This window comes from Fertoeibacter niger, assembly GCF_009380135.2.
GTDB classification, from domain to species: Bacteria; Pseudomonadota; Alphaproteobacteria; order Rhodobacterales; family Rhodobacteraceae; genus Fertoeibacter; species Fertoeibacter niger.
Window position 1 is genome coordinate 81,283 of record NZ_WHUT02000007.1, and the last position, 19,266, is coordinate 100,548.

At 66.6% G+C, this 19,266-nt stretch carries 18 protein-coding genes; 7 read left to right on the plus strand and 11 right to left on the minus strand.

Annotated features, from left to right (window positions below):
• Positions 1-52: 52 nt before the first annotated feature.
• The 5 genes from GEU84_RS12660 (at position 53) to GEU84_RS12680 (ending at position 6,510) form a co-directional block, all read left to right on the plus strand.
• A complete protein-coding gene (locus GEU84_RS12660) occupies positions 53-1,879 on the plus strand; it encodes a sensor histidine kinase (RefSeq protein WP_152826613.1) in 1,827 nt (608 codons plus the stop codon).
• A complete protein-coding gene (locus tag GEU84_RS12665; RefSeq protein WP_152826615.1) occupies positions 1,876-3,240 on the plus strand; it encodes a sigma-54-dependent transcriptional regulator in 1,365 nt (454 codons plus the stop codon). Before GEU84_RS12660 ends, GEU84_RS12665 begins: the two co-directional genes overlap by 4 nt.
• Before the next feature lie 234 nt (positions 3,241-3,474).
• Complete coding sequence (locus GEU84_RS12670; protein ID WP_152826617.1) at positions 3,475-4,452, plus strand: tripartite tricarboxylate transporter substrate-binding protein; 978 nt, start codon at positions 3,475-3,477, stop codon at positions 4,450-4,452.
• 80 nt (positions 4,453-4,532) lie between these two features.
• Entirely contained in the window at positions 4,533-4,994 is a 462-nt protein-coding gene (locus GEU84_RS12675; RefSeq protein WP_152826619.1) for a tripartite tricarboxylate transporter TctB family protein, read from the plus strand.
• A gap of 10 nt (positions 4,995-5,004) precedes the next feature.
• Positions 5,005-6,510: a tripartite tricarboxylate transporter permease gene (locus GEU84_RS12680; protein ID WP_152826621.1), complete on the plus strand. Its 1,506-nt coding sequence runs from the start codon at positions 5,005-5,007 to the stop codon at positions 6,508-6,510.
• A 62-nt stretch (positions 6,511-6,572) separates the two neighbouring features.
• Here the strand turns inward: GEU84_RS12680 and GEU84_RS12685 are convergent, their stop codons facing one another.
• From GEU84_RS12685 to GEU84_RS12730, 10 genes are read right to left on the minus strand one after another with little or no spacing between them, the layout of a single operon-like run.
• Complete coding sequence (locus GEU84_RS12685; RefSeq protein WP_152826623.1) at positions 6,573-7,649, minus strand: ABC transporter ATP-binding protein; 1,077 nt, start codon at positions 7,647-7,649, stop codon at positions 6,573-6,575.
• A complete protein-coding gene (locus tag GEU84_RS12690) occupies positions 7,642-8,649 on the minus strand; it encodes an ROK family protein (protein WP_152826625.1) in 1,008 nt (335 codons plus the stop codon). Before GEU84_RS12690 ends, GEU84_RS12685 begins: the two co-directional genes overlap by 8 nt.
• The gene (locus GEU84_RS12695; RefSeq protein ID WP_152826627.1) at positions 8,646-9,353 is read right to left on the minus strand and encodes a ribulose-phosphate 3-epimerase; all 708 of its coding nucleotides are present in this window, start codon (positions 9,351-9,353) and stop codon (positions 8,646-8,648) included. Before GEU84_RS12695 ends, GEU84_RS12690 begins: the two co-directional genes overlap by 4 nt.
• Positions 9,350-10,096 (minus strand): alpha/beta fold hydrolase, encoded by a 747-nt coding sequence (locus GEU84_RS12700; RefSeq protein ID WP_217438565.1) that lies wholly within the window; start codon positions 10,094-10,096, stop codon positions 9,350-9,352. Before GEU84_RS12700 ends, GEU84_RS12695 begins: the two co-directional genes overlap by 4 nt.
• Positions 10,093-10,914, minus strand: a complete 822-nt coding sequence (locus GEU84_RS12705; protein WP_152826629.1) for a sugar phosphate isomerase/epimerase family protein — start codon at positions 10,912-10,914, stop codon at positions 10,093-10,095. The genes GEU84_RS12700 and GEU84_RS12705 overlap by 4 nt, the downstream gene beginning before the upstream one ends.
• A complete protein-coding gene (locus GEU84_RS12710; protein WP_152826631.1) occupies positions 10,914-11,990 on the minus strand; it encodes a Gfo/Idh/MocA family protein in 1,077 nt (358 codons plus the stop codon). The genes GEU84_RS12705 and GEU84_RS12710 overlap by 1 nt, the downstream gene beginning before the upstream one ends.
• A gap of 10 nt (positions 11,991-12,000) precedes the next feature.
• On the minus strand, positions 12,001-12,813 hold the full coding sequence (locus tag GEU84_RS12715; protein ID WP_217438566.1) for a sugar phosphate isomerase/epimerase family protein: 813 nt from the start codon (positions 12,811-12,813) through the stop codon (positions 12,001-12,003).
• Positions 12,814-12,815: 2 nt separating this feature from the next.
• Positions 12,816-13,652, minus strand: coding sequence for a carbohydrate ABC transporter permease (locus GEU84_RS12720; RefSeq protein ID WP_152826635.1), 837 nt, complete (start codon positions 13,650-13,652; stop codon positions 12,816-12,818).
• On the minus strand, positions 13,649-14,527 hold the full coding sequence (locus tag GEU84_RS12725) for a carbohydrate ABC transporter permease (RefSeq protein WP_217438567.1): 879 nt from the start codon (positions 14,525-14,527) through the stop codon (positions 13,649-13,651). The genes GEU84_RS12720 and GEU84_RS12725 overlap by 4 nt, the downstream gene beginning before the upstream one ends.
• A gap of 54 nt (positions 14,528-14,581) precedes the next feature.
• A complete protein-coding gene (locus GEU84_RS12730; protein ID WP_152826639.1) occupies positions 14,582-15,910 on the minus strand; it encodes an ABC transporter substrate-binding protein in 1,329 nt (442 codons plus the stop codon).
• Positions 15,911-16,083: 173 nt separating this feature from the next.
• Between GEU84_RS12730 and GEU84_RS12735 the strand changes: the two genes are divergently transcribed.
• Together GEU84_RS12735 and GEU84_RS12740 are read left to right on the plus strand one after the other, a co-directional pair.
• Positions 16,084-17,232 (plus strand): Gfo/Idh/MocA family protein, encoded by a 1,149-nt coding sequence (locus GEU84_RS12735; RefSeq protein WP_152826641.1) that lies wholly within the window; start codon positions 16,084-16,086, stop codon positions 17,230-17,232.
• Positions 17,229-18,152, plus strand: coding sequence for an alpha/beta hydrolase (locus tag GEU84_RS12740; protein WP_152826643.1), 924 nt, complete (start codon positions 17,229-17,231; stop codon positions 18,150-18,152). The genes GEU84_RS12735 and GEU84_RS12740 overlap by 4 nt, the downstream gene beginning before the upstream one ends.
• A 3-nt stretch (positions 18,153-18,155) precedes the next feature.
• Here the strand turns inward: GEU84_RS12740 and GEU84_RS12745 are convergent, their stop codons facing one another.
• Positions 18,156-19,193: a LacI family DNA-binding transcriptional regulator gene (locus tag GEU84_RS12745; RefSeq protein ID WP_152826645.1), complete on the minus strand. Its 1,038-nt coding sequence runs from the start codon at positions 19,191-19,193 to the stop codon at positions 18,156-18,158.
• Positions 19,194-19,266: the final 73 nt, after the last annotated feature.

The following is a 19,266-nucleotide window of genomic DNA, read 5'->3' on the forward strand; positions in this document are numbered from 1 at the left end:
TACAACCCGCGCCCCATCGCCCAAGATGCGGCCAGGGATCAGGGAGACCGCGATGACGGTGCGCAGGGTGGTGCTATCGGCGCTGGCGGTGCTGGCGCTGTTTGCCGTGATGTTGCAGGGTGATCGGCTGGCCACGCGGTTCTACCTCAGCGAAGGCATGTCGCGCGCCGATACGGCCCTGCGGCTGACGGTGAACGGGCTGGAAGGCCACCTGCGCCGGTATGAGGCGCTGCCAGAACTGCTGGCCGATCACGACGATATCCGCGCGCTGTTCGCGCCGGGGGCCGAGGGGCGGCGGCAGGCCATGAACATGTGGTTGCAGGAAACAAACGATGTGCTGCAATCGTCTGACATCTACGTGATGGGAATGGACGGCACCACCATCGCCGCCAGCAATTACCAACGGGCTGACAGTTTCATCGGCCAGAATTTCGCGTATCGCCCCTATTTCACCGAGGCGGCAGCGGGCCGCAACGGGCGGTTCTATGCGCTGGGCACCACATCGGGGGTGCGGGGCTACTATTTCTCGGCGCCGGTGCGGGGGGCGGATGGTGCGGTGGCCGGGGTGATCGTGTTCAAGATCGGCCTTGATGCGCTGGAATCCAGCTGGGCGGGGGGTGAGTTCCGCATTCTGGTGCTGGATACCGAGGGCATCATCTTCATGTCGTCGGAACCCGAGTGGCGCTATACCGCGATGCTGCCCCTGACCGGCGAACGCAGCGAGCGCACCACCGCCTCGCGCCGCTATTCCGATGCCACGATCGGGCTTCTGCCGCACAGCCGCAGCGCCGAGCAAGGCATGCCCCTGCTGCGGCTGGCCAACCGTGACGCCCCGCCGCAGGAGTATCTGGAGGCGACACAGGCCATGCCTGACGCGGGCTGGACGGTGCATGTGCTGGTCGATACCGCCTATCTGCGCGGGCAGGCGCGGCTGGCGGTTGTGGCGCTGCTGCTGTTGATCTGTGCCGCGGGCTTTGGCGCGGTGCTGGTCTGGCAGCGCCGGGCGCGGCTGGCCGAACGCATGCAGATGCAGGCGGCGGCACAGGTCGAACTTGAACGCCGGGTCGACGAACGCACCGCCGATCTGGCCCGGGTGAATGCCCTGATCGAGATGGAGATTGCCGAGCGCCGCCTGACCGAACAGGAGCTGCGCCGCACGCAGGCCGATCTGGTGCAGGCGGGCAAGCTGGCGGCGCTGGGGCAGATGTCGGCGGCGCTGTCGCATGAAATCAACCAGCCCCTCGCCGCCGCGCGCAACTATGCCGACAGCGCGGCCATCCTGATCGACCGGGGCGAACCGGTCCGCGCGCGCGAAAACGTGGGGCAGATCCTGTCCTTGATCGACCGGATGGCGGCCATCGCCAAACATCTGCGCAATGTGGCCCGCAAGCCCAACGAGCCGCTGAAGGATCTGGCGCTGCCGCTGGTTGTGGCCGAGGCGATGCAGATCGTGGGCAACCGCTTGCAGGCGGCGGGCGCCGAGGTGCTGGTTGACCTTGCCCCCGACCTGCCCCCGGTGCGCGGTGGCGCGGTGCGGCTGCAACAGGTGCTGGTGAACGTGCTGTCCAACGCCGCCGATGCCACCGAGGATGGCCCCGACCGCCGCATCCACCTGACCGCCCACGCCGAGGGCGACGCGGTGGTGATCCACATACGCGACCATGGGCCGGGGGTGCCTGCGGCGATTGCGGAACGCATTTTCGACCCGTTCTTCACCACCAAAAGGGTGGGGTCGGGGTTGGGGCTGGGCCTGTCGATTTCCTACAACATCATGAAGGATTTCGGCGGTGAGCTGCGCGTGGCCAACGACCCGGATGGCGGTGCGGTGTTCAGCCTGATCCTGCAATCCGCCCTGCCCCGCCGGATGGCCGCCGAATGAACCTGCCCGCCCCGATCCGCGTTCTGCTGGCCGATGACGACGAACAGATGCGCCGGTCAACCGAACAGGCGCTGGATCTGGCGGGTTTCACGGTCGAGGCGGTGTCATCGGCCGAAGAGGTGCTGGCGCTGGCCGGGCCGGGGCTGACGGCAGCAGTGGTCAGCGACATCCGGATGCCGGGAATGGATGGCATGACCCTGCTGCAACGCCTGCGCGAGATTGACCCGGATATTCCGGTGATCCTTGTCACCGGCCATGCCGAGGTGCAGCTGGCGGTCGAGGCGATGCGCGGCGGGGCCTATGATTTCATTGAAAAGCCCTTCACCACGCAGGCGCTGGCCTCGGTCTTGCGGCGTGCGGTGGACCATCGCGCGCTGGTGTTGGAAAACCGCCGGTTGCGGGCGGTGGCGGGCAAGCGCGATGATGTCGAGGCGCGGCTGCCGGGGCGCAGTCAGGTGATGGTGGACCTGCGCTACCGCCTGCGGGCCATCGGCGCGTCGGATGCCGATGCGCTGATCATCGGCCCTACCGGCGCGGGTAAAGAGGTGGTGGCGCGCGCCCTGCATGACCTGTCGACGCGGGCCAATCGGCCCTTCATCGCCATCAACTGCGCCGCCCTGCCGGAAACGCTGATTGAAAGCGAATTGTTCGGGCATGAGGCCGGGGCCTTCATGGGCGCGTTGCGTGCCCGCTTCGGCAAGTTCGAACATGCGCGGGGCGGCACAATCCTGCTGGATGAGATCGGGTCCATGCCCTTTGACCTGCAAGCGAAATTCCTGCGGGTGTTGCAGGAACGGGTGATCACCCGGCTGGGCTCGAACGAGCCCATTCCGCTGGATGTGCGGTTTCTGGCCACCAGCAAATCCGATCTGGAGCCCGAGGTGGCACAGGGCCGGTTTCGCGCCGATCTGTATTACCGGCTGAACGTGGCGGTTCTGCGGGTGCCGCCCCTGTCGGCGCGGCGCGAGGATATTCCGCTGCTGTTCCTGCAACTCTTGCGCGAATCCGCCGCCCGGCACGGGGTCGAGGACCGCAGCCCGCCGCCCGATCTGCTGGCGATGCTGCCCGCGCAAGACTGGCCCGGCAATGTGCGCGAATTGCGCAACATGGCCGAGCGGGTGGTGCTGGGGCTGGACGGATCACCCGTGGCGGGCGGCACGGTGGAACGGCTGGCCGAACGGGTGGCGGGGTTTGAGCGCAGCGTGATCGCGGGCGCGATTGCGGCGCATGGCGGGCGGCTGCGCGCGGTCTATGAAACGCTGGGGATCTCGCGCAAGACGCTTTACGAAAAGATGCAGAAACACGGGCTTGACCGGCGGCTGATCGTCGAGCCGCCGGAAAGTGACGCCGAAAGCCCCTGAGGTGTGGGCAGGGGTGGCGACAGCCGGGTGCCTGCCGCCGATGGGTGGATTTCCACCCACCCCTTTCCCGCCATGTTCCGCTTTCCACCCATTGCCGCAGCGGCAGGCCGCAATTTCCGCAAACGCCCGCGCAAATGCGTTGCGCCACAGCCCGCCTATCGGTTTCGTGGACGGGACCGCGCAACCCGGGAGGGGTCGCGCGGCAGACATAGCCAAGAACCTCGGGAGGAGATTATGGCAGTTTCCGTAAAAGTCGGCGGGTTTACCGTCGCAGCTATCCTTGCGGCATCGGGTGCCTTCGCGCAGGCCTATCCGGAGCGGTCGATCACCATGGTGGTGCCTTTCGCCGCCGGTGGCCCGACCGATACCGTTGCCCGTCTGGTGGCCGAAAAGATGTCGGCCGACCTCGGCCAGCAGATCATCGTGGAAAACGTGGGCGGTGCCGGTGGCACCTTGGGCGCGGGCCGCGTGGCAAGTGCCGAGGCTGACGGCTATACCGTGCTGCTGCACCACATCGGCATGGCCACCAGCGCAACCCTGTATCGCAGCCTGGCCTATGACACGCTGAATGCGTTCGAATATGTGGGCCTCGTCACATCCGTGCCGATGACCATCGTGGCGCGCGCCGATTTCGAGCCTGCCGATTTCCCGGCCTTCATCGACTATGTGAAGGCCAATGCCGACACCGTGACCATGGCCAATGCGGGCATCGGTGCGGCCTCGCATCTGTGCGGCATGATGTTCATGAGCGCGCTGGACGTGCCGCTGGTCACTGTGCCCTACAAGGGCACCGGCCCGGCGATGACCGACCTTCTGGGCGGGCAGGTTGACATCATGTGCGACCAGACCACCAACACCACCAAGCAGATCCAGGGCGGCACGATCAAGGGCTATGCGGTGACATCCCCCGCGCGGCTGGACATCTTCCCCGACATGCCGACCGCCATCGAAGGCGGGCTGGATGGCTTTGAAGTGTCGATCTGGCACGGCATCTACAGCCCCAAGGGCACACCGGCCGAGGTGAACGACCGTCTGTCCGCCGCGCTGCAAAAGGCACTGGCCGATGCCGACATCGCGGCGCGCTTTGCCGAACTGGGCACCGCGCCCTCGACCGCCGAAGAGGCGACCCCGGCTGCGCTGAAAGCCACGCTGGAAACCGAAATCGGCCGCTGGAAGCCGGTGATCGAAGCCGCCGGCGTTTACGCCGACTGACGTCGCAAACCCCCGGCACCGCCACTGGTGCCGGGGACGTCGCGCAACTTCAGCCCCTTTGCCAAGGCGGAGCCTTATCCATGACATCGCAATCCTACGACAAGGCCGACGCGGCAGCGGGCGTGCTTTTCATCCTCATCGGCCTCGGGTTCGGGGTGCAGTCCTGGTGGCTGGATATCGGCACCGCGCTGCGCATGGGCCCGGGCTATTTCCCGCTGGTGCTGTCTGTGATCCTTGTGTTGCTGGGGGCTGCCGTGGTGGTCAACGCCACCAAACAGCCCGGTGAACCCATCGGGTCGCTGGCCGCGCGCGGCATGATCTATATCCTGCCCGCGCCGATCTTTTTCGGGCTGACGGTGCGGGGGCTGGGCTTTGTGCCCTCGATCTTCCTGACCACATTCATCGCCTGTTTCGCGTCGCTGAAGATGAAGCCGCTGCCCGCGCTGCTGCTGTCGGTCGTGGTCGCAGTGTTTTCGACGCTGGTGTTCAGCTATGCGCTTGGCCTGCCGTTCCGGCGGTTCGGCCCGTGGCTTTCGTTCTGAAAGGCGCATCATGGAACTCTTATCCAACCTCGCATTGGGTTTTTCCACAGCCGGATCGCTGGAAAACCTGTTCTTCTGCCTGATCGGCGTCATCCTTGGCACGCTGATCGGGGTTTTGCCGGGCATCGGGGCCACGGCCACCATCGCCATGCTGCTGCCGATCACGTTCCAGCTGGAACCGGTGTCATCGCTGATCATGCTGGCCGGCATCTATTACGGCGCACAATATGGCGGATCGACAACCGCCATCCTGATCAACCTGCCGGGCGAATCGTCGTCCGCTGTCACGGCCATCGACGGCTATCAGATGGCGCGCAAGGGCAAGGCGGGCACGGCGCTGGCGATTGCCGCGCTGGGGTCGTTCTTTGCCGGGTCCGTCTCCACCCTGCTGGTGGCTATCTTTGCCATTCCGCTGACGGTGGTTGCGCTGAAATTCGGTGCGGCAGAGTATTTCTCGCTGATGGTGCTGGGGCTGGTATCCTCCATCGCGCTGGCGCATGGCTCGATACTCAAGGCGCTGGCCATGGTGGTGACGGGCCTTTTGCTGGGGCTGGTGGGCACCGACATCTACACCGGTGCACCGCGCTTCAACCTTGGCATCCGCGAATATGCCGACGGGCTGAATTTCGTGGCGCTGGCGGTGGGGGTGTTCGGCATCGCCGAGATCCTGCGCAATCTGGAAGGTGAAGTGCAGCGTGAGGTCATCAAGACCAAGGTCAGCAGCCTGTTGCCCTCGAAAGAGGATTTCCGCGCGATGATCGCCCCGGTGCTGCGCGGCACGGCCATTGGTTCGGCACTGGGCATCTTGCCGGGGGGCGGGGCCATTCTGGCTTCCTTTGCCTCTTACACCGTTGAAAAGAAGATGTCGAAACACCCCGAGGAATTCGGCCATGGCGCGATTGCCGGGGTGGCGGGGCCGGAATCGGCCAACAACGCGGGCGCGCAGACCAGTTTCATTCCGCTGTTGACACTGGGCATTCCGGCCAACCCGGTGATGGCGCTGATGGTGGGGGCGATGATCATCCAAGGCATCGTGCCGGGGCCGAACGTGGCCGCCGAACAACCGGCGCTGTTCTGGGGCATCATCGCGTCGATGTGGATCGGCAACCTGATGCTGGTGATCCTGAACCTTCCGCTGATCGGGCTGTGGGTGAAACTGCTGACCGTGCCCTATTATGTGCTGTTTCCCATCATCATGGCGATGTGTTCCATCGGGGTCTATTCGGTCAATTCCAATGTCTATGACCTTTACGCCGTCGCGTTCTTCGGCCTGCTGGGCTACGTCCTGCTGAAGCTGCGGTGCGAGCCTGCACCCCTGCTGCTGGGCTTTGTCCTTGGCCCGATGCTGGAGGAAAACCTGCGCCGCGCCATGATCCTGGGCCGGGGCGACCCGACCACCTTCCTGACGCGGCCCATCAGCCTGACGCTGCTGATCCTGTCGCTGGCGGTGCTGGTGGTGGTGTTCTTGCCGCAGGTCCGCAAGAAGCGCGACGAGGTGTTCACCGAAAGCGACTGAGGCTGCAACCATCGCCAAAGCCCCGCCCGAAACGGCGGGGCTTTTTGCATGCGCGGTGCCGGTCAGGCCAACGCCGCACCGTCCGCACCAAACAGGTGGCATTGCCCGGGGTCGGCGGTCAGGGCCACATCCGCCCCCGCGCCGATCACCTGCGCCCCGTCCATCTGCACCACCAGCGCCTCGGCCCCCGGCTGCGGCACATGCAGCAGGGTCAGCCCGCCCAGATGTTCGGCCACCTGCACCCGGCCCGTGAACATGGCGGGCCCGCCGGTCAGGCGCAGATGTTCGGGGCGAATGCCCAGCGTCAGCGCCTGACCGGCGCGCGCCACCAGCCGCCGTGGCAGCACCAGCGCCCCACCGCCCGGCAGCGCCAGCGCCGTGCCCGCCGCATCGCTGCCCTGCACCGTCACCGGCAGAAAGTTCATCCGGGGCGAGCCGATGAAGCCCGCGACAAAGATGTTGGCCGGGTGGTGGTAAAGCTCCAGCGGCGGGCCGACCTGTGCGATACGCCCGGCATTCATCACCACGATGCGGGTGGCCATGGTCATCGCCTCGATCTGGTCATGGGTCACATAGATCATGGTGGCGTTCAGTTCGCGGTGCAGGCGCATCAGTTCCAACCGCATGTTCACCCGCAAGGCGGCATCCAGATTCGACAGCGGCTCGTCGAACAAAAACACCTTGGGCTGGCGCACGATGGCCCGCCCGATGGCCACCCTTTGCCGCTGCCCGCCCGACAGCGCCTTGGGGCGGCGGTCCAGCAGCGGGGTCAGTTGCAGCACATCGGCGGCGGCGCGCACGCGCTGGTCACGCTCTGCCGGGGGCACGCCCGCGATGCGCAGCGCGAAACCCATGTTTTCGGCCACCGTCATATGCGGGTAAAGCGCATAGCTTTGAAACACCATGGCCAGCCCCCGGCTGGAGGGGTCGACCTCGTTCGCGCGGGTGCCGTCGATGGTCAGCTCGCCCGCCGTGATTTCCTCCAGCCCCGCGATCATGCGCAACAGGGTGGATTTGCCGCAGCCGGACGGGCCGACAAACACCACGAAATCGCGGTCCTGCACGTCAAGGTCGATGCCCTTGATCACCTGCACCGCCCCGAAGGATTTCGTCAGCCCCGTGAGTTTCAGATCAGCCATCCTGCCGCCCCCCTTCCATTGCCCCGGCCCCATGGGGACCGGGCTGCATATCCTGCGCCGTGAACACCAGCCCCGCCGCGCCGATCAGCCCGGCGCGGCTGCCCAGCGCCGCCGGCACCACCGCCACATCGCGGTAGGCAGGCATGGCGCGGCGGTTGATCTCGGCCCTGATGCCGCCGATCAGCAGGTCAAAGGCATTCGCCAGCCCGCCGCCCAGCACGATCACATCGGGCGAATAAAGGTGCAAAAGGTTGGTGAACCCCCGGCCCAGCCAGCGCGCCTCATCCGCCACCAGACCTGCGGCCATGGCATCGCCCGCCCGGGCTGCACCCACCACCGACCGGGCGGTGATGCGTCCACCCTCGGCCTGCTGCGCGATCGCCTCTCCCCCGGGCCGTTTCGCCAGACGCCCGCCGTTGCGGCCCAGCGCGGTGCCCGAGGCCAGCGCCTCGAAACAGCCCACGGCCCCGCAAAAACAGCGCGGACCGCTGCCCGCGATGGTCATGTGGCCGATCTCGGCGGCCAGCCCCCGGCTGCCGTGAAATACCCGGCCCTGCGTGATCACCCCGCCGCCGATTCCGGTGGACACGGTGACAAACACCACCGTGCCCTGCCCGCGCCCCGCGCCAAAGCGCCATTCGCCCAGCGCCGCCGCATTGGCGTCATTCTCCAGCCAGACCGGCAGGCCCAGCCGTTCGCGCAACCGTGCGGCCAGCGGCACATTCTGCCAGCCATCCAGCGTGGGCGGCGCGATCATCAGCCCTGCCAGCGGGTCCAGCGGCCCCGGCGCGCCGATGCCCATGCCGATGGGCCGCAACCCCGGGCGCTCGGCCATCACCCGCCCGGCCAGCGCCGCAATCTGGGCGATCACGGCCTCTGGCCCGGCACGGGCCCGCGTGGGTTCCGCCGCATGGGCCAGCACCCTGCCGTCACGGGCCACCAAGGCCGCGCGCAGATCCGTGCCCCCCAGATCGACGGCAAGGGCGGCCTCGGCTGTCATGCCAAAGGCTCCATCCCGTGCAGCCAGCCGATACACGCCGCCAGATCGGGGTCGCCAAAGGCCAGCGAGCCCAGAACCACGGTTTCAGCCCCCGCGCGGCGCAGCAGGGGCACGGTTTCCTGCCTTATGCCGCCATCCGCCGCCAGAATGATGCGCTGCGGCATGGCGGCGATCAGCGCCCGCGCTTCGGCCAGCCGGTCAGCCGCCTCGGGGGCCAGCGACTGCCCCTTCACCCCGATGCGGGTGCCCAGCAGGGTGAACATCTGCACCTGCGGCAGAAAGGGTGCGGCCACCTCCACCGGCGTTTCCAGCCGCAGCACCACGCCGCCCGCCACACCCGCAGCCTGCGCCAGCGCCAGCGCCCGCAGCCCGGCCTCGCCGGTTTCGGCATGGACCGAGATCAGGCTGGCCCCCGCGTCGATGAACTGGCGTGTCTGGTCCTCGACCACATCGGCCCCGACCATCAGATGCACATGGATCGGCACGGCGGTCAGCTGCGCGATGCGGGCCACCAGATCGGGAAAGAATAGATAGCCGGGGGCAAAACGACCATCGGCCACGTCGATGTGGTGCAGATCGGCAAGGGGTTCGATCCGTTCCAGATCGCGCTGCATGTTCGCCAGATCGGCAGACCACAGCGAAAACTCGGCCAGCAGGCGGTGGCCGGGCAGGCGGGCAATGGCGGCAAGATGGTCGGGGGTCATGGCTGGGCCTTGGCAACAGAGGACAGGAAAGCGGCAAGCGCCGTGCGGATGGCAGCAAGATGCGCCTCGGGGGCGGTGGATTTGGGCGGCACTTCGGCCAGCCGCGCACCGGGAATGGCGGCGGCCAGTTGCCCGGCGGTGGCCAGCGGGTGAATCATGTCGCCGTCATTGGCCAGGATCAGGCATGGCAGGCGCAAGGCTGCGGCATCCCGTGGCGTGATGCCCGGACCATCGGCGGCAATATCGGCCAGCACCGTGGCAAATTCCGCGGCATCGGGGCGGTCGCAATAGGCCAGAAGCGAGGCCAGATTGTCGGGCGCATCGCGCGCCAGCCGCTGGCCCAAGGCGCTGGCGGCAAAGGTGGCGCGCGCCTTTGCGGGTGGCATGCGGCGCAGCAGGCCGGCGATGTCGCGCACCGGGGCCATGTTGGCGGGTGCCGGGTCAAACCCCCATGCCGGGCGTATCAGGACCAGACCCGCCACCCGTGCGGGATGCAGGCAGGCCAGCCGCAGCGCGATCGCGGCCCCCATGGAAATGCCCGCCGCCACAAAACGCGGAGCCTGCACCGCCGCCAGCGCTTCATCGGCAAACATCGCCAGCGAAAACGGCCGCTCCGCCCCAAGGCCCGTGCCGCCATGGCCCCGGCTGTTGCGCGTCACGCGCTGCGCCGGTGTTTCGGGCCAGTGACGCATCACCTGCGCCTCATCCCCGCCAAGCCCGTGCTGGAACAGAACCACCGTCACAGCAGCGCCTTCAGATAACGCGCCACGCCCGGGGCCTCGGCAGCCTCCAGCCCGTGGGTGACAAGCGGGCCGTCAAACCCCGCGGCCCGCAACCCTGCGACAAAGGCCGGAAAATCGACGATCCCCGCGCCAGCCGTGGCAAAACGGCCATCGGCCTGCCGGTCCTTGGCATGGGCCATGGCGATATGGCCCGCCGACCGGTCTATGGCCGCCGCCACGATGCGCCGGGCCTGATCCGGGGTCGCCTGTTCAAAGAGGTTAGCCGGGTCCAGCACGATTTTCAGGCGCGGCGAGGCCATCTCGCCGATCAGCCGCCGCGCATCCGCCGCCGAGGTCACGATATTCGCCTGTTCAGGCTCGATGCCCAGCGTCACGCCTGCCGCCTCGGCCAAGGTCAGGGCCGCAGCCATCTCGCGCGCCATGTCGGCCCATGCCGCCGGTTCGGCATTGGCGGGGTGATGCGCCCATTGGTCAGTCGCATGCCGCGTGCCGGTGCACAGCGTCACCAGCGGAATGCCAAGGCGGGCCGCGACCGCGATCACCACCCCCAGCCCCCCCAGCCCCGCCGCGCGCTGCGCCGGATCGGGATGCGCCATGTTGTAGGTGCCCGACAGCGCCGCCAGTTCCACGCCCGTGGCCGTGGCCGCAGCGGCGATACCGTCAAGCACCGCATCGGGCGGCAGGTCTGCGGGCAGCGACGGCAGCCCGGCACAGGCCAGATTGAACTGCACCGCGCCATAGCCCGCATCACGCGCAGCCCCCAGCACCGCCAGCGGCTGTGTGCCCGCAAAGGTCTTGGCAAAGATGCCCAGCCGCATCACACCGCCCCCGTGACGGAGGCCAGCGCAACCCGCCCGCCGCTTTCCACAGACCGGGCAATGGCCACCATGGCGCGGATCGACGCGATGCCATCCTGCACATCGGCCCCGCGCAGCGGCGCGCCGGTCAGCGCGGCATCGGCCAACCCCTCCAGCTGACGGCGGAAGAAATGGCCGTCGGCCCCCAGCGGCTTGCGGATCGTCGCATCGCTTTCGTGGAAAATCTCGACTTCCGCCGCGCGGAAATACCATGGGTTGAAGATTTTCGCCGTGACTGACCCGTTTTCACCGTAAAGCTGAAACCCCTCGTGCCAGTCCATCCGCACGGCCACCGTCAGATCCAGATGGCCCAGGGCACCGCTGGCAAATTCGGTCTCGACGAACCAGCAATAGGCGCCGAACCGTTCCAGCAGGCGGGCACGCACGGCCACGATCTCGCCGCACAGGAAGCGGGCCGTGTCCACCAGATGCGAGCCATGGGCCAGCATGAAATACTGCCGCAGGTCGGCCTTGGGGTTGCCTGCGGGCTTGCGCGCCAGCGCGCTTGTCACCGGCAGAGGCTGAATGGCGTCGGTGTTGGTGTAGCGGTGGGTGCTGTCGCAATACCAGGCCTTCAGCGCCAGCACCTGCCCCATGTCCTGCTGCACGAAATCGCGGGCGGCCTCCAGCGCCGGGTCAAAGCGCTTCATGTGCCCCACCTGCAACAGGCAGCCCGAGGTGGCCACGGCATCGGCCAGCGCCTGCCCCTCTTCGACCGACACGCCGATGGGTTTTTCGCACAGCACATGCTTGCCCGCCTGCAACGCCTTGATCGCCATAGGCACATGCCAGGCGTCGGATGTGGCGATGATCACCGCCTCCAGATCCGGGTCGGCCAGCATCATGTCGTAATCGGCAAAGGCCTTTTGCGGGGCATGGGTGGCCTGCATCCGCGCCAGCAGGTCAGGTGCCGTATCGCAGATGGCGTAAAGATCGGCGTTGCGCGCCTTGGTGCAGGATTCCAGATGGGCGAATTGTGCGATCGGGCCACAGCCCAGTACGCCGACGCGCAGGCGTCGGTCTTGCTTGCGGATCATGTCGTTTCTCCTAAAGCCCGAGACGGCGAAGCGTGGCGCGGTTGGTTTTCACGGCGGCGGCAGGATCGGCTGCGGCGGTGGCGGATTCCTCCTCCAGCACCAGCCAGCCGTTGAACTGCGGGGCAGCCGTGGCGGCAGCGATGACGGCCGGCGTGTCGCACACACCGTCGCCCAGCATGGCCCACTGGCCCTGCGCATCCACATCCTTGAGGTGGACATAGCGGATGCGCGCGGCATGGCTGGCCAGAGTATCACCCATGTCCTGCCCGCCGCGCAGGATATGGCCGGTGTCGGGCACCCAGCCCACGCCGGGATCCAGCAGGGCAAAGATGCGGTCATAATCGGCGCGGTCGAACAGCAGCGTGTTGTGATGCGAGGACGGATGCACCGCCACCTGCACGCCCGCCGCCTGCCCGATCTCGGCCGCGCGGTTGTAAACCTCTGCCGCCACGGCGAAATGCGCATCGCGTGGCCCGTCTGTCACCACGGTGGCCGACCCCATCGACACCAGCGCGCCGGGGAAATGTGCGGCATAGCCGACCCAGCGTTTCGCAGCCTCCAGATCCGCCGCGATGTGGTCGGGGCGGGCAAAGCCGCTGTCGGACCCAAAGGCAAAGGCCACCAGCCGCAGCCCCGCCGCATCCAGCGCGCGGCCAAAGGCGGCGGGATCAGTGGCGTAATGGCCGATCATCGTGTCGGTGATCTCGATCCCGGCATAGCCACCGTCGGCAATCGCGCGGATCAGGTCATCCGGCCCGCCGGTGAAACGGGGGCCCAGCATTTCCCAGGTGAAGGTCTGGCAGGCGATCTGCAACTTTGTCATGGTCATTCCTTGATGCCGCCCTGGGTCAGGCCTTCGATGATGTGGCGCTGGAAGAACAGCACCAGCAGGATCAACGGCAGCGTCACCACGGCAGAGGCCGCCGCAATGTCGCCCCAGGGCACATAGTAAAGGTTGGTGAAATTGGCGATTCCGACCGGAATCGTCTGGGTGCGTTCGTCCGAGGTGAAGGCCAGCGCAAAGAGAAACTCGTTCCAGGCCGTGATGAAGGCCAAAAGGCCGGTCGTCACCAGACCCGGGCCCGACATCGGCAGGATCACATACCACAGCAGCCCGGGGGTCGAGACGCCATCCATCCGCGCGGCCTCGTCGATCTCGCGCGGCAGCGTTTCGAAATAGCCGAACATCACCCAGGTGACGATGGGCAGGCACAGAGCCAGATAGGTCAGCACCAGCACCGCATAGGTATCCAGCAGCCCCAGCGCCGAGGCCAGCAGGTAAAGCGGCCCCACCAGCGCGATCTGCGGAAACATCGACACCGACAGGATCAGGAACAGGATGCCATAACGCCCCCTGATCCGCAGCCGCGACAGCGCAAAGGCCGCAAGTGACCCCACCGTCAGGCACAAAAGCGTGGTGCAGGCCGACACGATGGCCGAGTTTATCATGTAGCGGTGCAGGCCCTTTTCAACGAAGGCGTTGAAATAATGCACGAATGTCACCGGATCGGGGATCAGCCGCGGCGTGCCTGATGTCAGCGCCTTGTCCATCTGCAAAGAGGTCGAGAATTGCCAGATGAACGGCCCGACCGACCAGATCAGGATCAGCGCCGCCGCCAGCCCGATCAGGGCGCGGCGCAGGGGCGTGCGGCGGCCGGTCATGACAGCCTCCGCAACTGGCTGACCATGAAGATCACGAAGACCAACGCGATCAGCCCCTCGGTGATGAACATCGCGGTGGATATGGTGGAGCCGTAGCCGAATTGCAGCGTGGCAAACAGCACCTTGTAAGACAGGGTAGACAGGGTTTCGGTGCTGTCGCCCGGCCCGCCGCCGGTCAGCACATAAACCAGATCGAACACGCGAAACGCATCCAGCGCCCGCAGCATGCCCGCGATCAGCAGCGTGGGCAGCAGCAGCGGCAGGCGCACATGCCAGAAGGTCGCCCAGGCCTTTGCCCCGTCCATCCGCGCCGCCTCGGTCAGCGAGGCCGGGATGGTCTGCAACCCGGTCAGCAGCAGCAACGCCATGAAGGGCGTGGTTTTCCACACATCGGCGATGATGATGGTCCACATCGCGGTGTCGGGCGAGCCATACCAGTTCACGTTCTGGTCGATCAGCCCCAGTTGCAGCAACACATAGTTGATCACCCCGAACTGCCCGTCGAACAGCCAGCCGAACATCTTTGACGTGACTACCGTGGGCATCGCCCAGGGGATCAGCATCGCCGCGCGCACGATGCCCCGGCCCGGAAACGCCTCCACCAGCACCAGCGCCATGGCCAGACCGATCAGCGTTTCCAGCAGGGTGGAAACGGCGGTGAACCACATCGTATGGCCCCAGGCCTTCCAGAACAGCGCATCACCCATCAGGCGGGCGTAATTGTCGAAACCCGTGAAATCATCTGTGCGCGAAATCAGCGAGGTATTGGTGAACGACAGGTAGATGCCATTCACAATCGGATAAAGCGCCACCGACCCTAGTGCGACAAAGGCCGGAAGCAGCAGCAGCCAGGGCCAGAGGGTGCCGCGAAGCACCCTCCCTGTCCCACCCGGCGGGCGCGGTGCTGGATGAGACGCCTCTGCCATGGGTCAGGCCACGATCCGGTTGATCTCGGTCGCCAGCGCGTCCATTTCGGCCTGCACATTGCCCGAAACGAAGGCCTTGGAGATGCCCGATTGCAGCGCCAGCGACACTTCGGAATATTTGGGCGTGATCGGGCGGGCGGTGGCCCCGGTGAACACGCTTTGCAGGCTTGCCATGAAGGGCTGTTCGGCCTTGATCGTGGCATCGTCGAACAGGTTGGCGCGGGTGGGGGCCAGACCGAAGTTCAGCGCAATGCGCTGCTGCACCTCGGCCGACGACAGCCAGGTCAGGAATTCCACCGCGGCCTCGCGGTACTTTGAATTGGCGTTGATGCCCAGCTGATAGCCGCCCAGACAGGCCGCGCTCTTGCCACCATCAAAGGCGGGCAGCGGGGCGACACCCACCTTGTCCACCACATCCGACGCCGCAGGGTCTTGCGCGATCGGATAGACATAGGACCAGTTGCGCATGAACGTGCCCCGGCCCGCCGTGAACGGCATGCGCGAGGGTTCCTCATCCCAGCTCAGCACGTTCTGCGGGCTGATCTTGGTGGTAGCGATCGTGTCATACAGGAACTGGATCGCGGCCACCGCCTCGGGCTGGTTGACCAGCGCGCTCTTGCCATCGGCGGCAAGGATCGCGCCGTTGTTCGAGGTGATGATTTCCACCGCGTCGCAAACCAGCACTTCGGCCTGTTTGCCCTGCCACAGATAGCCGAATTCGGCGTCGCCCGCACCTTGGGCGGCGGCGGCCAGCGTGGCCATCTGATCCCAGGTGGTCGGCACCTCGGCACCCATCTTTTCCAGAATGTCGCGGCGGTAATACAGCATGCCCGAATCCATGAACCAGGGCAGCGCGGTCAACTGGTTGTTGTAGGTGCAGGCGGCCACGGTGCCGCTGAAGTAATCCTTGGTATCGGGGAAATATTCGCCCAGCGGCAGCGCCCATCCGGCCTCGGCGAAGCCGGCGATCCAGATCACATCCTGGCTGAACACATCGGGGGTGCCGTCAGCGCGGGCCAGCTGCTGCACAAGCCCCTGAAACACCTCGGTCGAAGAGCTGGGCGGCGGCAGTTCGATAAAGCGCACAAAGATGCGGTCCTGCGATTCGTTGAACGTGTCGCACAGGTCGCCAAAGCTTTCCTTGCCGAAGAAGGCGGCGCTGGCAAAGGAGATCTCGACCCGGCTTTGCGCCCGGGCGCGGGTGACGCCAAGGCCCGCCATGCCGGCAGCACCAAAGGCGGCAGAGGTTTGCAGGAACTGGCGGCGGCTGGTCATGCTGCGGTCGGCCAGTTTGACGGGGCCGTGAACCGGCCCTTTGGCTGTATGTGTCATTTCATCCTCCCTGATGGTCGGCAGCGGCCCTCACGCCATCGCTGACTTGTCGAACGTAGTTTAAAAATTTATCGCGCGTCAACAAAAAACATGCTTTAAATGCGGGCAGCCAGCAGGGATGCTGCCCGCACGAAGGGCAGGCCCCGCCACGACGATGAGGGAAGGAAATGAAAATGACAACAAAATCAACACGCAAACTGGGCATCGGCGTTATCGGATGCGGCAATATCGCAATGACCTATCTGCGCAATGCCGCGCTGTTTCCGGGCGTGCGCCTGGTGGCCTGCGCCGATCTGAACGCGGAACTTGCGGCACAGCGGGCGGCGGAATACGGGCTGCGGGCCGTGCCGGTCGATACGCTGCTGGCCGACCCAGAGGTGGATCTGGTGCTGAACCTCACGATTCCCGCTGCGCATTTCGACGTCTCGCACAGCGCGCTGACCGCCGGAAAGCATGTGTTCACTGAAAAGCCGCTGGCCGTGACCGCCGATCTGGGGCGCAGGCTGGTGGAGGAGGCCGAGGCGCGCGGCCTGCTGATCGGTTCGGCGCCCGATACGTTTCTGGGCGCGGCGGGGCGGAAGGCGCGGCGGCTGGTGGATGGCGGGGCGATCGGCCGGGTTGTGACCGGCACCGCCTTCATGATGGGGCGCGGGATGGAACACTGGCACCCCAACCCGCAGTTCTATTACCAGCCGGGCGGCGGGCCGGTGCTGGATATGGGGCCCTATTACCTGACGATGCTGGTCAACCTGCTGGGGCCGGTGGCGCGGGTTCAGGCGGTGGCGACATCCGGGCAGACCGAACGCCTGATCACGGCGGAGGGGCCGTTCAAGGGCACCCGCTTTGCCGTGGGCACGCCGACCAACGTGATGTCGCTGCTGCAATTCGCGGGCGGGGCCACGGTGACATTCGGCGCGTCGTGGGATGTGTATCGCCATTCCATCCCGCCGATCGAATTGCATGGCACCATGGGCTCGCTGCGCCTGCCCGACCCCGACACATTCGGCGGCACCGTCAGCCTGTCAGACCATGGCGCGCATTGGCAGGATTTTGCCAGCGAGCCGCAGCTTTATGGCGCGCTGAATTTTCCCTTCGCGGCACCAGACCGCGCGAATTACCGCATGCTGGGCGTGGCCGATCTGGCGGCGGCACTGGCCACGGGCCGCGCGCCCCGGGCCTCGGGGCGGCTGGCCCTGCATGTGCTGGAGGTGATGGAGGCGGTGCTGCGTGCAGGCGAAACCGGCAGCGCCCAGACCATCGGCGGCGACACCGCGCAGCCGCAGCCGCTGGGCGATGACGAAGCGCAGGCGCTGCTGGAATGACCGGGCTCGACCCCTCGGCCCGGGACTTGCTGGCAAGCGCCGCCCCGGGCCGCCCGTTTGAGGATGGCACGGTGGCCGAGGCGCGCGCCGCCTATGCCGCGTCATGGCAGGCGGCGCTGGGGCCGCTGGCCCCGGTGGCGGAAAGCCGCACTCTTTGGCATGACGGCCTGCGCCTGCGGCTGTGGCGCGGCGTCACGGCACCCGCCACCGGGGCCCGCGCGCTGCTGTATCTGCACGGCGGCGGCTGGGTGATCGGCAGCCCCGAAAGCCACGAGGATATCTGCCGCACTCTGGCCCACAGCGCGGGCGCGGTGGTAATCAGCCCGGACTATCGCCTTGCCCCCGAACACCACTTTCCATCTGCATTGGAGGATGGGGCCGCCGCATTGCGCTGGATGGCGGATCAGGCGGGTAGGCTTGGCATTGACCCCGCCCGGCTGGCCGTGGGCGGCGACAGCGCGGGTGGCAATCTGGCGGCGGTTTTGGCGCTGATGGCGCGCGACGGGGCATTGCCGCCACTGGCAGCACAACTGCTGTTCTACCCCAACACCGATGCGGGGCAGACCCATGCCAGCTATCGGCGCTTTGCCAGCGGCCATGGGCTGACCGCCCGCACGATGCGCTGGTTCCGCGATCTGTATCTGACCGATCCGTCACAGGCCGACGACTGGCGCGTGTCGCCCTTGCGCGCGCCCAGCCTTCAGGGCGTGGCCCCGGCCTTTGTCGCGCTGGCGGGACATGACATTTTGCACGACGAGGGGGCCGCCTATGCCTCCCGGTTGCGGGGCGAGTCCCGTGCAGAGGTGCAGACATGGCCCGGACAGTTGCACGGCTTTGTGTCACAGGGCGCGCGCATCCCCGAGGCGGCAGAGGCGCTTGCAGCGGCAGCGGCGGCATGGCTGACGTTGGATCAAGCCTGAGGGTCAGGCCGAATCCCGCATCACCAGTGTCGCATCCAGGATCACGCTTTCCGCCGCACTTTCGCGGCCTTCGTCGGCATCGTCCATCCGCGCCAGCAGCATTTCCACGCTGCGGCCCGCCATCGCGCTGACATCCTGCGCCATGGTTGTCAGCGGCGGGCAGGTATATCGGCTGAGCGGGTGGTCGTCATGCCCGGCGATGCGCAGATCGCTGTCGCGCCGCCGCCCCACCTTGCGCCCCGCGGCAAAGGCCGCCGCCATCGCGCCAAAGGCCATGCGGTCATTGGCACACAGCACCGTCTGCCCCGGCAGGCTGCCGCGCGCCAGCATCGCCTGCATCTGTTCATACCCCGCACGCTCGAAGTCCCAGCAATAGCGGGCCGGGCAGGCGATCACCTCGGGCGCATGGCCCTGCACCTGCATGGCCGAAATGTAACTGTTCAACCGCTCGGGCGAGTTGTTGTTCACATGCGGAATGTCAAAGAACAGCGGCGGTTCGCCCGACCGGCACAGATATTCGACAATCACCGACATGCTCTGCCCGTTGTTGTTGCCGACAAACGGCATGCCGGGGCCGATATGGCTGTCGAAACACACCACGGGTATCGCCTCGGTCAGCCGGTCGAAGGTGCCGCGCTCGCTGTCATGGCCCAGGGGCGCCACAACCGCCCCCGCCACCTTCAGCGCCAGCAGCGTGCGCACGGCCTCTGCCTCCAGATCGGCGCGGCTGTGCGTGGCGATGAGGATCGGCCAATAGCCATCGTCGCGCAGGCGCAGCTCGATCCGGCCCACCACCTCGGCATAGAACGGGTCCGACATCGAGGGCACGATGATGCCGATATGCCGGGTGCGCTTTCGGTTCAGGTTCCGCGCGAACAGGTTCGGCTGGTAATCCGACGCCGCCAGCGCCAGTTCGATCCGTTCGCGGGTCGAGGCTTTCACGCTGCCCGGATCATCGAAGTATTTTGACAGCGTGGGCCGCGACACGCCGCAGGCGCGCGCGAAATCATCCATGGTCTTGTGGCTGGCCTGTCTGGTCATCCCGTATCTGCTTTCCGCGCTTATCCCGCTGCCCCGCAGTAGCACAGCCGCAGTTGCCCGAAGCAACTGGTTT

What these genes read in the sequence shown, in the direction of transcription:
- GEU84_RS12720 (WP_152826635.1), bottom strand. Translation starts at nt 13,652, where the DNA reads ATGACCGGCCGCCGCACGCCCCTGCGCCGCGCCCTGATCGGGCTGGCG.
- GEU84_RS12675 (WP_152826619.1), top strand. Translation starts at nt 4,533, where the DNA reads ATGACATCGCAATCCTACGACAAGGCCGACGCGGCAGCGGGCGTGCTT.
- GEU84_RS12740 (WP_152826643.1), top strand. Translation starts at nt 17,229, where the DNA reads ATGACCGGGCTCGACCCCTCGGCCCGGGACTTGCTGGCAAGCGCCGCC.
- GEU84_RS12680 (WP_152826621.1), top strand. Translation starts at nt 5,005, where the DNA reads ATGGAACTCTTATCCAACCTCGCATTGGGTTTTTCCACAGCCGGATCG.
- GEU84_RS12715 (WP_217438566.1), bottom strand. Translation starts at nt 12,813, where the DNA reads ATGACAAAGTTGCAGATCGCCTGCCAGACCTTCACCTGGGAAATGCTG.
- GEU84_RS12690 (WP_152826625.1), bottom strand. Translation starts at nt 8,649, where the DNA reads ATGACAGCCGAGGCCGCCCTTGCCGTCGATCTGGGGGGCACGGATCTG.
- GEU84_RS12730 (WP_152826639.1), bottom strand. Translation starts at nt 15,910, where the DNA reads ATGACACATACAGCCAAAGGGCCGGTTCACGGCCCCGTCAAACTGGCC.
- GEU84_RS12745 (WP_152826645.1), bottom strand. Translation starts at nt 19,193, where the DNA reads ATGACCAGACAGGCCAGCCACAAGACCATGGATGATTTCGCGCGCGCC.
- GEU84_RS12710 (WP_152826631.1), bottom strand. Translation starts at nt 11,990, where the DNA reads ATGATCCGCAAGCAAGACCGACGCCTGCGCGTCGGCGTACTGGGCTGT.
- GEU84_RS12735 (WP_152826641.1), top strand. Translation starts at nt 16,084, where the DNA reads ATGACAACAAAATCAACACGCAAACTGGGCATCGGCGTTATCGGATGC.
- GEU84_RS12685 (WP_152826623.1), bottom strand. Translation starts at nt 7,649, where the DNA reads ATGGCTGATCTGAAACTCACGGGGCTGACGAAATCCTTCGGGGCGGTG.
- GEU84_RS12665 (WP_152826615.1), top strand. Translation starts at nt 1,876, where the DNA reads ATGAACCTGCCCGCCCCGATCCGCGTTCTGCTGGCCGATGACGACGAA.
- GEU84_RS12695 (WP_152826627.1), bottom strand. Translation starts at nt 9,353, where the DNA reads ATGACCCCCGACCATCTTGCCGCCATTGCCCGCCTGCCCGGCCACCGC.
- GEU84_RS12705 (WP_152826629.1), bottom strand. Translation starts at nt 10,914, where the DNA reads ATGCGGCTGGGCATCTTTGCCAAGACCTTTGCGGGCACACAGCCGCTG.
- GEU84_RS12660 (WP_152826613.1), top strand. Translation starts at nt 53, where the DNA reads ATGACGGTGCGCAGGGTGGTGCTATCGGCGCTGGCGGTGCTGGCGCTG.
- GEU84_RS12670 (WP_152826617.1), top strand. Translation starts at nt 3,475, where the DNA reads ATGGCAGTTTCCGTAAAAGTCGGCGGGTTTACCGTCGCAGCTATCCTT.